The organism is Tamlana flava, assembly GCF_041287255.1.
GTDB lineage: Bacteria > Bacteroidota > Bacteroidia > Flavobacteriales > Flavobacteriaceae > Tamlana > Tamlana flava.
Genome location: NZ_JBGGTX010000003.1, coordinates 418,039 through 431,858, shown reverse-complemented (window position 1 = coordinate 431,858; position 13,820 = coordinate 418,039). Strand labels below are relative to the sequence as shown.

The following is a 13,820-nucleotide window of genomic DNA, read 5'->3' as shown; positions in this document are numbered from 1 at the left end:
TAATATTTAGCTAAAAAAGGTGGAGTGCTAATTCAATATATTTTTTCAATTGGCTCCGTCTTGTCCCTCTTTTTTTCCAAAATAATTGGTTGTTAAAAATTATTTGCAAATATTTGCGGCACCCAATGAAAAAGCAAGTTTCAAATATCGTTTTTACTGTCGTCTGTGTCATTATTTCACTGGGCTAGTAGGGTGGTATAAAAGAATGAAAATATATTTTTGGCCTTCCTACTTAATGGAGGGCTTTTTAATGCTATTTTTTTTCATTTTGAACATCATAAAAATAATAGATTAATTACTTGTTTTTCAATTTGTTATGTGGATTTTTGAAGTCGTGAGTTTAACCCAACCTAGTAATGGTAGAACCTAATAAGTAATCAATCAATTAATTTCGAAAATTATTTGGGCTTATTTTGGGGAATTCTTGTTAAAAATCTTAAAATTTTAGAATACTGAACAAAATACTAAATAGAGTACTGAATTATTCTTAAACAAAATGAAGGAACTTAATAAACACAGTAAAAGATTAACACAGGATGAATCGCAGCCAGCTTCGCAGGCCATGTTATACGCCGTAGGTTTAACGGATGAAGACATGAACAAAGCCCAAGTTGGTATAGCCAGTACAGGATACGATGGCAACCCATGTAACATGCATTTAAATAATTTGGCCGCTGAGGTAAAAATTGAGTGTAAAATAGCTGGATTAGTTGGTTTAGGCTTCAATACCATTGGGGTGAGTGATGGTATTTCTATGGGGACTTCAGGGATGAATTATTCTTTGGCGTCTCGGGATATTATTGCAGATTCTATTGAAACTGTAATGAACGCACAAAGCTATGATGCGTTAATCTCTGTGGTTGGTTGCGATAAGAACATGCCGGGTGCTGTTATTGCAATGCTGCGTTTAAACCGCCCGTCAATCATGATGTATGGTGGAACCATAGCCTCAGGAAATTATAAAGGACAAAAACTAAATATTGTTTCGGCTTTTGAAGCTTTGGGACAAAAAGTGGCTGGTGAGATTGATGAAGAAGAATACAGGGAAATTATAAAAAGAGCCATTCCGGGTGCTGGAGCATGTGGTGGTATGTATACCGCAAACACTATGGCTTCGGCCATTGAGTGTATGGGGTTTGCACTGCCTTACAACTCTTCCATTCCTGCTGAAAACCCAAATAAATTATCTGAAAGCGAAAGAACGGCAATTGCCATAAAAAATCTTTTGGAACTGGATTTGAAACCTTTGGATATCATTTCTAAAAAGTCCATAGAAAATGCCATTGCTTTGGTAAACGCATTGGGCGGTTCTACTAACGCAGTACTACATTTCTTGGCTATAGCACATGCAGCGGATATCGATTTTACACTGGAAGACTTTCAACGGGTAAGTGATAGAACACCGTTAATTGCCGATTTGAAACCAAGTGGAAAATACTTAATGGAAGATGTTCACGGTATAGGTGGTACGCCTGCTGTAATGAAATATTTATTGGATAATGGTTACTTGCACGGTGATTGTATGACCGTTACAGGAAAAACTTTAGCTGAAAATTTAAAGGATGTTGAGCCACTTAAGTTTGAAGAAGAAGATGTTATCTATCCTATAGATAAGGCGCTTAAATCCTCAGGAAATCTTCAGATTCTTTATGGAAATTTGGCAACTGAAGGTGCTGTGGCTAAAATATCGGGCAAAGAAGGCTTGGTGTTTGAAGGTAAAGCCGTGGTGTATGATGGAGAGCAAGCCGCCAATACAGGAATTTCAAAAGGAGAAGTTGAAAAAGGCGATGTAGTTGTTATTCGATATGTAGGTCCAAAAGGAGGTCCGGGTATGCCCGAAATGCTTAAACCTACTTCGCTTATTATGGGTGCTGGTTTAGGGAAATCGGTGGCATTGATTACTGATGGACGTTTTTCAGGTGGAACGCATGGCTTCGTAGTTGGACACATTACTCCAGAAGCGCAAACTGGAGGAACCATTGGATTGGTAAAAACCGGTGATAGAATAAAAATAAGTGCAGAAGATAATTCCATCAATGTATTGCTTTCAGATGAAGAATTATCAGAAAGAAAAGCAGAATGGGTTGCTCCTGAATTAAAACATAAAAAAGGGATTTTATATAAATATGCAAAATCAGTGGCATCAGCTTCAAAAGGCTGTGTGACGGACGCATTTTAAAATGATTTTTCATTTCCGTAGAAACGGAAACCTTATATACTTAAATTGTGGATTATGAAAACACAAACCGTAAACAAAACAAAAAAAGTGGCAGATAAAGTTGAAAGAATTACAGGTAGCGAGGCTATAATTAGATGTTTGCTTGCTGAAGGGGTTGAAACGCTTTATGGCTACCCAGGAGGGGCCATAATGCCTGTTTATGACGAATTGTTCAAGTATCAAGACCGAATTCACCATGTTTTGACACGCCATGAACAAGGAGCGGCACATGCTGCCCAAGGTTATGCAAGAATTTCGGGTAAAGTAGGTGTGGCGATGGCTACTTCAGGTCCTGGAGCTACTAATTTAATTACGGGCATTGCAGATGCACAGATAGATTCAACACCTTTGGTGTGCATTACGGGGCAAGTGTTTTCACATTTATTGGGTAGTGATGCCTTCCAAGAAACTGATATTGTTGGTATTTCTACACCAGTAACCAAATGGAACTGCCAAGTTACAAAAGCGGCCGATATACCAGAAGCTTTGGCAAAAGCTTTTTACATTGCGAAAAGCGGAAGGCCGGGTCCTGTATTGGTTGATATTACGAAAGATGCTCAAGTAAGCCAACTTGATTTTAAATATGAAAAGTGTAATGGTATAAGAAGCTATACGCCTGTGCCAAAAACAAAACCAGAAGCCATAAATGCCGCTGCAGAGTTGATTAACAATGCCAAAAAACCCTTGATTGTTTGGGGGCAAGGGGTAATCTTGGGTCAAGCTGAAGAAGAATTGAAGGCGGTTGTTGAAAAAGCAGGAATTCCGGCGTCATGGACTATTTTAGGTGCTTCAGCATTACCAACTTCCCATCAATTAAATGTTGGAATGGTAGGTATGCACGGAAATTATGCACCAAATAAATTAACAAATGAATGTGACGTACTTATCGCCATTGGTATGCGATTTGACGACCGTGTAACGGGGGATTTAAAGACTTATGCAAAACAAGCCAAAATCATTCATTTTGATATTGACCCTGCTGAGATTGATAAAAACGTAAAAACAGATGTAGCTGTTCTCGGTAATGCTAAGGAAAGTCTGGCTATGCTTTTGGATGCTTTAAATAAAAACTCTCATGAAGCATGGTTGCAAGAGTTTAAGGATTTGTACGCCATTGAGTTTGAAAAAGTGATTAAAAATGACCTTCACCCCACCAAAGAAGGGTTAACCATGGGTGAGGTGTTAAAGCAAATAAATGTTGAGAGCAAAGGCAATGCCGCCATTGTTTCAGATGTTGGTCAGCACCAAATGATAGCCTGTAGGTATTCAGAGTTTAACGTTACAAAAAGTAACATTACTTCAGGAGGTTTAGGTACCATGGGGTTTGCACTTCCCGCGGCTATCGGTGCTAAAATGGCAGCGCCAGAGCGTGATGTTGTGGCTATTATCGGTGATGGTGGTTACCAAATGAATATTCAGGAATTGGGAACCATTTTTCAAACCAAAGTTCCCGTTAAAATAGTTGTTTTAAATAATGAATTTTTGGGTATGGTTCGCCAATGGCAACAGTTGTTTTTTGATAGACGCTACGCATCAACTGAAATGACCAATCCAGATTTTGTTACCATCGCAAAAGGGTATCACATCAGTGCCCAGCGCGTAACCAAGCGTGAGGAATTGGCAGACGCCATTAAAGAAATGATGGCTTCAGAAGGTGCATATTTCCTTGAAGTTTGTGTTGAGAAAGAAGACAATGTGTTCCCAATGATACCATCAGGGGCATCAGTTTCAGATATCAGATTAAGCTAAGATTACAAAGATGAACGAAGACATAAAAACATTCACCATATCGGTTTACACCGAAAACAATATCGGTTTACTTAACCGTATTTCAGCGATATTTCAAAGGCGACATATCAATATTGAAAGTTTAACAACTTCACAGTCAGAGATTGATGGTGTTAACCGTTTTGTAATTGTGGTCAACACGACGGAAACCCAAGCAATGAAGATTGTAAGGCAAATTGAAAAGCAGGTAGAAACCATTAAAGCCTATTATCATACAGACGACCAAACCATTTTTACTGAATCTTGTATGTTTAAAATTAAGTCGGATTTACTATTTGACGAACCTCAAATTCAAAATATCATCAAAGAAAGCGATACCAGAATTGTTACCGTAAACAAAGAGTTTTTTGTGCTTGAAAAATCAGGTAGAAGAAACGAAATAGAATCTTTGCGAAGAGATTTAAATGTATTCGGTATCATGCAATTTGTACGTTCTGGTAGAATTGCGGTAACCAAAGACGAAATGAAAATAACAGAAATGCTTACGGCATTTAATAACCAATAAACAAACCAATAATAACAATAAAATTAAGATGGGAAATTATTTTAACACGCTATCGTTAAGAGATAAATTAAATCAATTATCCAAGTGTAGATTTATGGACACTTCAGAATTTGCTGATGGAGTAAATGCATTAAAAGGTAAAAAAGTAGTCATTGTAGGCTGTGGGGCTCAAGGTTTAAACCAAGGGCTTAACATGAGAGATTCTGGATTGGATATTTCTTATGCTTTACGTGATGCCGCCATTGCTGAAAAACGAGCATCTTTTGTAAATGCAACTGAAAACGGATTTACCGTAGGCACTTACCAAGAGTTAATTCCAATTGCAGATTTAGTTTTAAACTTAACACCAGATAAACAACACACTAGCGTAGTTAATGCGGTAATGCCTTTGATGAAAAAAGGAGCTACTTTAGCGTATTCCCATGGATTCAATATTGTTGAGGAAGGTATGCAAATCCGTAAAGACCTTACTGTAATTATGGTAGCACCTAAGTCTCCAGGTTCTGAGGTTCGTGAGGAATACAAAAGAGGTTTTGGTGTGCCAACATTAATTGCGGTACACGAAGAAAACGATCCTGAAGGAAAAGGTTGGGCGCAAGCAAAAGCTTATGCTGTGGCTACAGGTGGTGACAGAGCAGGTGTGTTGGCATCGTCTTTTATTGCTGAAGTAAAATCAGATTTAATGGGTGAGCAAACCATTCTTTGTGGCCTGTTGCAAACTGGTTCTATTCTATGTTTTGATAAAATGGTTGAAAAAGGAATCGATCCAGGTTATGCTTCAAAACTAATCCAATTTGGATGGGAAACCGTAACCGAAGGACTAAAATACGGCGGTGTTACCAATATGATGGATCGTTTGTCTAATCCTGCAAAAATTAAGGCATTTGAATTGTCAGAAGAATTAAAAGATATTATGCGTCCGTTGTTCCAAAAACACATGGACGACATTATTGAAGGTCGTTTTTCTTCAGGTATGATGGCAGATTGGTCCAATGATGACAAAGATTTATTGGGATGGAGAGCTGCAACATCCGAAACTGCTTTTGAAAAAACTCCAGCTGGAAACATGGAAATTACCGAGCAAGAATATTACGATAATGGCGTATTGATGGTAGCCCTTGTGCGTGCAGGCGTTGAGTTGGCTTTTGAGGCTATGGTAGATTCAGGTATTATTGATGCATCAGCTTATTACGAGTCTTTACATGAAACGCCGCTAATTGCCAATACCATTGCCAGAAAGAAACTTTACGAAATGAACCGCGTAATTTCTGATACTGCAGAGTACGGATGCTATTTGTTCGATCATGCTTGTAAGCCTTTATTGGGTGATTTCATGAAGAAAATTGATACCGACGTAATTGGTAAAGCTTATTCAAAAGATAACGGTAAAGCTGTAGATAATGCAAAATTGATTGCTGTTAATAAGGCTTTAAGAGAGCATCCCGTTGAAAAAGTTGGTAGATTCTTAAGAGCATCTATGACGGCTATGAAACCAATAGTATAAACCATTAAACAAATAACTAAACTAAACTAAATTTGATGGTGAAAGCCTGTTGGATTTTTAAATTCAGCAGGCTTTTTTATTGTTAAAATGTTTAATTTTAAAGTGAAAAGTGAAGCTGGAATTGAAAACGTATTTTCCTAAAATAGATGATATAAAACGTGCAGCCGAAAACATTAAGAAGGTATCGGCGGTCACACATCTAAGTCCAAGTTTAAGGTATTCCAAGAAATTTGGTGCCAATATCCTTTTTAAGCGCGAAGACCTCCAGCAAGTGCGCTCTTATAAAATTCGAGGTGCTTATAATAAGATAAGTTCATTAACAAAAGAAGAGGCCAAAATCGGAGTAGTTTGTGCAAGTGCTGGCAATCATGCACAAGGTGTTGCTTTATCGTGCAAGCTTCTAAAAATTAAAGGAACTATTTATATGCCAGCCCCGACCCCAAGCCAGAAGTTAGAACAGGTTGAGATGTTTGGTGAAGATTTTATAGAAATTAAATTGGTTGGTGATACTTTTGATGATGCATATCACGCCGCCTTGACCGAGTGTGAGCAGTTAGAAAAAACATTCATTCATCCATTTAATGACGAAAAAGTAATTGAAGGCCAAGCAACTATTGCCTTGGAAATTTTGGAACAAGCAAAAGAGCCAATAGATTATGTTTTCGTTGCCGTTGGTGGAGGTGGATTGGCTTCAGGTTTATCTACTGTTTTTAAAAAATTGTCACCAAATACAAAAATTATTGGTGTTGAGCCAGAAGGAGCGCCTTCAATGACCGAGTCAATAAAAAACAATGAAAATACCGAACTAGATGAAATCGACAAGTTTGTTGACGGAGCTGCGGTGAAACGCGTGGGCGACTTAAATTTTGCCATTTGTAAAAAGAATTTGGATGCCATGACAACCGTTCCGGAAGGCAAGGTTTGTGAAACCATTTTAGAACTTTATAACAAAGATGCTATTGTGGTTGAACCTGCCGGGGCACTTAGTATTTCAGCTTTGGATTTTTATGCAGAAAAAATAAAAGGGAAAAATGTAGTTTGTGTGGTTAGCGGAAGTAATAACGATATTACCAGAACACCAGAAATTAAAGAAAGGGCTCTATTGTACGCTAACTTGAAGCATTATTTTATTGTGAATTTTCCGCAACGAGCAGGAGCGTTAAAGGAATTTGTAGTCGATATTTTGGGAAAAAATGATGATATCACTTATTTTCAATACGCCAAAAAAACCAATAGGGAAAATGGTTCAGCCGTGGTAGGGGTTCAATTGAAATCAGCCGACGATTTAAAGCCGCTTATTGCCAAAATGAAAGAGCACAATTTTTATGGCGACTATTTAAATGATAAGCCAGATTTGTTTCAGTTTTTAGTTTAGTTCTAAGTTTTTTAGTGCTTTTTGGGCGGTTTTGTCGAAATCGTTTTCGCGTCATTCCTCAAATTCTATGTGCTCTCAACATTAATGATGCGTTATTTTTCTTTACTTTTGATAAGCATGCTTTATGCTAAACTAAAAAACTAACTTTCTAATCATGAAAAATTCATTTCAAGACATTCCGGAAGCATTTCAAATAGAATCTTTATTCCACCAAAACACGTATTTGGCAGATGGCGAGTTAAAGCATTGGGAAGGTGATACGGCAGAGGTTTATTCTACAATTTCCTCTACTGAAAGATATAAGCCAACCTTATTGGGAACTGTACCCCAATTAGGTGAAGAGGAAGCTTTGGATGCCCTGAATTCAGCTGTAAAAGCTTATGACAATGGACAAGGCTTGTGGCCAACAATTAAGGTGGTTGATAGAATTGCTTGCATGGAAAAGTTTGTCAAGCAAATGAAGACCAAAAGAGAAGAGACGGTAAAATTTTTAATGTGGGAAATTGGAAAGAATCTTCCAGATTCTGAAAAGGAATTTGACCGAACAGTTGATTATATTTATGATACAATTGAGGCATACAAACAAATAGATAGAGATTCTGCAAAGTTTGAAAAGAACTCTGAAGTTTATGCCCACATTCGTCGTGGACCACTCGGCGTAGTGCTATGTTTAGGCCCTTATAACTATCCGCTTAACGAAACGTTTACCTTGCTTATTCCTGCATTGATTATGGGGAACACGGTTATTTTTAAACCAGCAAAATTAGGGGTGCTACTTATTTCACCTTTATTGGAGGCATTTCAAAATAGTTTTCCTAAAGGAGTGGTAAACATTATTTACGGTCGCGGCCGCGTTTTGGCTACACCAATCATGAAATCTGGAAAAATAGATGTACTGGCTTTAATTGGAAACAGCAAGTCGGCTAATGCCCTCCAGGCACAACATCCTAAAGGGAACCGGTTACGCATGGTTTTAGGTTTAGAGGCAAAAAACCCAGCCATTGTACTGCCAGATGCAGATTTGGATTTAGCGGTTGAAGAATGTATAACGGGTACCCTGTCTTTTAACGGCCAGCGCTGTACAGCATTAAAAGTTCTATATGTTCATGAATCTGTTGTAGAAGAATTCAATAGGCGATTTTCTTACAAAGTGGACCAGATGAAATTTGGGAACCCTTGGGAAAAAGGTGTTAAATTAACCCCGCTCCCTGAAGAGGATAAGCCGGCTTACATTCAAGAATTAATAGACGATGCCATTAATAAAGGTGCCAAGGTTTTAAATGAAAAAGGTGGGGAAGTTTCAGAGAATTTTATTTTCCCCGCGGTTTTGTATCCAGTAAGCAAAGATATGCGCGTTTTTCAGGAAGAACAATTTGGGCCTGTAATTCCGGTGCTTTCATTTTCAGATATTGAAGAACCTTTAAACGATATGGCGGAATCTAACTACGGGCAGCAAGTTAGTTTGTTCGGCAAAAACATTCAAACCTTGTCGCCTCTAATAGATACTTTGGTAAACTTAGTATGTCGTGTAAATTTGAATAGCTCTTGTCAACGAGGCCCGGATGTATATCCGTTCACAGGAAGAAAAGATTCTGCTTTTGGTACGCTTAGTGTGCACGATGCTTTGCGCTCATTTTCCATTAGGACTTTTGTGGCATCTAAAGACAATGCATATAATAATGCCATTTTAACCGAGCTTTTAGAGCATAAAACATCAAATTTCATAAGTACGGATTATATACTCTAGACTTTATTAATAGCTCAATCATTTTATAAAACTGATTCAAAAAGAACATTAAAAAATGAAAACTTTTAAATTTAAGCTATACTCAATCTTTTTTGCTTTACTGTTGTTTAATTGCGGAGGAAAGGAAGGGAAGGAAAAAGAAACCTTTTCATATGAAAAAACAAGTTCTTCTGAAGCAGAAGTGAAACAAAATAGTAATGTTGCCAATATTGTCATTACAGGAAATGACGCCATGCAATTTAACCTTAATGAAATTAGGGTTAAAGTTGGGCAAAGGGTAAAATTAACACTACGCCATATAGGTAAATTGGATGCTAATGTGATGGGTCATAATTTTGTATTGCTGAAACAGGGAGCGAACCTGGTGGCCTTTGGAAATAAAGCAGCAACGCAAAAGGAAAACAATTACATACCGAAGGATTCCGATGAGGTCATAGCGCATACTAACTTGATTGGAGGCGGACAGGTAACATCCATTGAATTTGATGCACCCGAGGCAGGAACTTATGAGTTTTTGTGTAGTTTTCCAGGGCATTATGCGCTGATGCGTGGTAAGTTTATTGTAGATTAAAAACTTGTTGAGTAAGCAAGAAATTAGAAGGGCCTTATTGAATCGTTTAAATAAAACAAAAAAAGGATGAAATATTGCAACTCAAAGGGTTGTAAAGCCTTATTATCAATAATTTTAATGAAAAAGTGGTTTAGCGATAGTTATTTTAACAAATAAAATTATAATTTTACATCATGAAAGCATTAAAAACTAAAATACGTTGTTCTACACCCGGTTTGCCGGTGCGCAATCGCCGCATCTAATTGTTGTCAGCTAAACCCAAAACGTAATTTTAATTTTTTTCATAGTGTCCAAAAATATTTTCATACCTTTTAAAAATACAGTTAATTTGCTAATTAGCCACAAGTCTATACGCCGTGATTTTCCTCGTCGCCCGTAAGGGTATGTTTAATTTTATAGAATTAGGTGCGTCCAGTTCAGCCAAAGGGAAAATAAAATAAATTGAAAACTCAATAGAAACAAGGAAATGAAGGTTGTTATAGCCGATAAATCACATATAAAATACGCCGAAATAATTTGTGAAACCATTGCAGAGTCTGCAGCTGTAAGAGGCACAGGTATTGCTAGACGTACGCCCGAATATATCTCCACGAAAATGGAAAACGGCAATGCCGTTATCGCTTTAGATGGCGATAAATTTGCTGGATTTTGTTACATAGAAAAATGGGGCCATGGTAAATTTGTTGCCAATTCAGGTTTAATTGTGCATCCAGATTACCGCGGTGTAGGTCTTGCTAAAAAAATAAAGCACAAAGTTTTTGAACATTCAAGGAACAAGTTTCCAGATTCGAAAGTGTTCAGTATCACTACAGGATTGGCGGTGATGAAAATGAACAGCGATTTGGGCTATAAACCCGTGCCATTTTCTGAATTAACAGATGACCCAACGTTTTGGGACGGTTGCCAAACGTGTAAAAACTATGATGTTTTAACCCGAACCAACCGAAAGATGTGTTTATGCACAGGCATGTTATATGATCCAAAAGCAAAAGATGGTAAAGTGCATAAAATCATAAAGGAAAAGGTTTTCAAAAGACTTAAGCACATTAAGGAAGCCATGTTTCTTAATAAAGAAAAAAATAAAGAGTAATACATTTTCTGGTTTATGAAAATGACAAAGAATTAAAAATGAAGAAAAAATTAGTCATAGCTTACAGTGGCGGATTGGATACATCGTACTGTGCCGTAAGTTTATCAAAGGAATACGATGTGCATGCGGTAAGTGTTAACACGGGAGGGTTTACAAAAGCTGAGATAGACCGCATAGAAAGCAACGCATACAAAATGGGCGTTTCAACATATAAAAATGTTGATGCCGTTGCGACCTTTTATCAAAAGGTAGTAAAGTATTTAATCTTTGGAAATGTGTTAAAGAATAATACGTATCCATTATCGGTAAGTGCAGAACGTATTATTCAAGCTATTGAAATTATAGAATATGCCAAAAGTATTGATGCCGAATATATAGCCCATGGTAGTACCGGTGCGGGTAATGACCAAGTACGTTTTGATATGATTTTTCAAACCTTGGCGCCAAATATCAAGATTATTACGCCAATTCGAGATGAAAAATTAACCAGACAACAAGAGATAGATTATCTAAAAGCGAATGGTATTGACATGTCTTGGGAAAAGGCCAAATATTCAATTAACAAAGGGCTTTGGGGAACCAGTGTAGGTGGTTCGGAAACATTGACTTCAAATAAACCGTTACCAGAAGAAGCATATCCTTCTCAATTGAAGCATGCACAAGAAGAAAAGGTAAAGTTGACTTTTGAAAAAGGAGAATTGGTTGCTGTAAATGGCGTTGAAAATGCTCCAGAAATTAATATTGAAGTCCTTAATAATTTAGCTTCGGCTTATGCTATTGGGAGGGATATTCATGTTGGTGATACCATTGTTGGCATAAAAGGACGTGTTGGTTTTGAGGCTTCAGCTGCCTTAATTACCATTAAAGCACACCATTTGTTGGAAAAACATACACTAACCAAATGGCAACTGCAGCACAAGGAATATATTGCCAGTTTTTATGGTATGCATTTGCATGAAGGACAATATTTAGATCCTGTGATGCGTGATATGGAAGCCTATTTACAAAGTAGCCAAGATAAAGTTTCGGGAGATGTTACGGTTACATTGAAGCCTTATCACTTCTCATTGGATGGTATTTCTTCAGAACACGATTTAATGAGTGCTAAGTTCGGAAGTTACGGTGAAGAAAATAAAGGTTGGACGGCTGATGAAGCCAAAGGATTTATCAAAATCTTCGGAAACCAAAATAAAATATATCAACAGGTAAATTCAAATTAAAATGATTCAAGTTGGCATTATAGGAGGTGCAGGTTACACGGCAGGCGAGTTAATTAGATTGCTAATTAATCATCCAAAGGCCGAAATAAACTTTGTATACAGCACGTCCAATGCGGGAAACAAGATAAGCAAAATCCATCAAGATTTAGAAGGGGATTTAGATTTAAAATTTACCGATTCAGTAAATCCGGAGGTTGATGTGTTGTTTTTATGTTTGGGGCACGGAAATTCGGTTAAGTTTTTATCGGCAAATACCTTTTCAAAAAACACCAAAATCATTGATTTAGGTAATGACTTCAGACTGGAAGCTGATAAATTATTTGAAGGAAAAACATTTGTTTACGGCTTACCAGAATTACAACGTGAAACCATTAAGAAGGCGAATTACATTGCCAATCCAGGATGTTTTGCAACGGCAATTCAGTTGGCGTTATTGCCATTAGCAAACAAAGGTTTGCTAAATAACGACGTGCACATTAATGCCGTTACAGGAGCTACGGGTGCAGGCACATCATTGTCTGAAACATCACATTTTCCATGGAGGGATAATAATTTCTCTTATTACAAACCCTTTACGCATCAACATTTAGGTGAAATCAACCAATCGGTAAAGCAATTACAGAATGGTTTTAAATCAGATATTTTGTTCATGCCGAATAGAGGAAATTTTTCAAGAGGAATTTTTGCAACAGTTTATACTGATTTTGAAGGGGCTGTTGAAGAGGCAAAGGATATATATAATGCATTTTACAAAGATGCCAAATTCACATTCGTTGCCGATGATTTTTTACATCTAAAACAAGTAGTTAATACCAATAAATGCTTAATCCATTTACATAAGCATAAAGGTAAATTATTGGTAACCAGTATAATTGATAATTTATTGAAAGGTGCTTCAGGACAGGCAATACAAAATATGAACTTAATTTTTGGTTTGGAAGAAACAACAGGTTTACATTTAAAAGCAACGTATTTCTAATAACCAGAAACCAAAAACCACAAATTAATCATGAAAATAGCCATAATAGGAACAGGTAATTTAGGAAGTTCAATAGCAAAAGGGCTTATTAAAAACAATTCGTTCACCTCGTTGTATTTGAGCGACAAGAACACGGCCAATGTAGATGCCTATGCAACCTTGGAAAATGTTACCGTAACCAACGATAACGACCTCGCCGTAGAACATTCCGATATGGTGATTTTTGCGCTACAGCCAAAACATATCGACAAGGTTTTAGAAAGTGTGTTGCCAAAAATAACCGATAAGCACATTATTATCTCAGTGGCAGCAGGAGTGGAAATTCCTCGTATTGAAAGAATTATTGGAAGCAATAAAAATATTATTCGTGTGATGCCAAATACGGCCATTTCCATTGGTAAATCCATGACCTGTATTGCAGCAAATAATGTGGCTCAAGATAAAGTGTCTTTAGCACAGGATATTTTCAATCAATTGGGAAAAACATTGGTTATTCCAGAAGAATTGATTCAAGCTTCAACAGTAATTTGTGCTAGTGGTATTGCATTTTGGATGCGTTTAGTAAGGGCAACAACACAAGGCGCTATTCAATTGGGGTTTGAAGCCCATGAAGCCCATGAATTGGCCACACAAACATGTTACGGTGCAGCAAGCTTACTCTTAGAATCAGGAAGACATCCTGAGCAAGAAATCGACCGAGTAACAACGCCAAGTGGTTGTACCATTGAAGGTTTAAATGCTATGGAACACCAAGGGTTAAGCTCTGCTTTAATCCAGGGTATTGTGGCGTCCTACGAAAAAATTAATCAATTAAAATAAAACA

General features: G+C 37.2%; 11 protein-coding genes. All 11 read left to right on the top strand.

The window, feature by feature from the left end; translation table 11 throughout:
• Positions 1-496: 496 nt before the first annotated feature.
• Complete coding sequence (ilvD, locus tag ACB104_RS11030) at positions 497-2,179, top strand: dihydroxy-acid dehydratase (RefSeq protein ID WP_370478702.1); 1,683 nt, start codon at positions 497-499, stop codon at positions 2,177-2,179.
• A 54-nt stretch (positions 2,180-2,233) separates the two neighbouring features.
• Positions 2,234-3,967 carry a biosynthetic-type acetolactate synthase large subunit gene (gene ilvB, locus ACB104_RS11025; protein ID WP_370478701.1) on the top strand — a complete coding sequence of 578 codons (1,734 nt, stop codon included), beginning with the start codon at positions 2,234-2,236 and terminating at the stop codon, positions 3,965-3,967.
• Between the two features lie 10 nt (positions 3,968-3,977).
• Entirely contained in the window at positions 3,978-4,511 is a 534-nt protein-coding gene (gene ilvN / locus ACB104_RS11020) for an acetolactate synthase small subunit (protein WP_370478700.1), read from the top strand.
• A 28-nt stretch (positions 4,512-4,539) separates the two neighbouring features.
• On the top strand, positions 4,540-6,015 hold the full coding sequence (gene ilvC, locus ACB104_RS11015) for a ketol-acid reductoisomerase (RefSeq protein WP_370478698.1): 1,476 nt from the start codon (positions 4,540-4,542) through the stop codon (positions 6,013-6,015).
• Between the two features lie 115 nt (positions 6,016-6,130).
• Complete coding sequence (ilvA, locus tag ACB104_RS11010; RefSeq protein ID WP_370479096.1) at positions 6,131-7,390, top strand: threonine ammonia-lyase IlvA; 1,260 nt, start codon at positions 6,131-6,133, stop codon at positions 7,388-7,390.
• Between the two features lie 154 nt (positions 7,391-7,544).
• Positions 7,545-9,137: an NADP-dependent glyceraldehyde-3-phosphate dehydrogenase gene (locus ACB104_RS11005; protein ID WP_370478696.1), complete on the top strand. Its 1,593-nt coding sequence runs from the start codon at positions 7,545-7,547 to the stop codon at positions 9,135-9,137.
• 55 nt (positions 9,138-9,192) lie between these two features.
• A complete protein-coding gene (gene azu, locus ACB104_RS11000; RefSeq protein ID WP_370478695.1) occupies positions 9,193-9,708 on the top strand; it encodes an azurin in 516 nt (171 codons plus the stop codon).
• Between the two features lie 466 nt (positions 9,709-10,174).
• Positions 10,175-10,798, top strand: coding sequence for a GNAT family N-acetyltransferase (locus ACB104_RS10995; RefSeq protein ID WP_370478694.1), 624 nt, complete (start codon positions 10,175-10,177; stop codon positions 10,796-10,798).
• A gap of 38 nt (positions 10,799-10,836) precedes the next feature.
• Positions 10,837-12,018: an argininosuccinate synthase gene (locus ACB104_RS10990; RefSeq protein ID WP_370478693.1), complete on the top strand. Its 1,182-nt coding sequence runs from the start codon at positions 10,837-10,839 to the stop codon at positions 12,016-12,018.
• Position 12,019: 1 nt separating this feature from the next.
• On the top strand, positions 12,020-12,997 hold the full coding sequence (gene argC, locus ACB104_RS10985) for an N-acetyl-gamma-glutamyl-phosphate reductase (protein ID WP_370478692.1): 978 nt from the start codon (positions 12,020-12,022) through the stop codon (positions 12,995-12,997).
• A 30-nt stretch (positions 12,998-13,027) separates the two neighbouring features.
• On the top strand, positions 13,028-13,816 hold the full coding sequence (proC, locus tag ACB104_RS10980) for a pyrroline-5-carboxylate reductase (RefSeq protein WP_370478690.1): 789 nt from the start codon (positions 13,028-13,030) through the stop codon (positions 13,814-13,816).
• Positions 13,817-13,820: the final 4 nt, after the last annotated feature.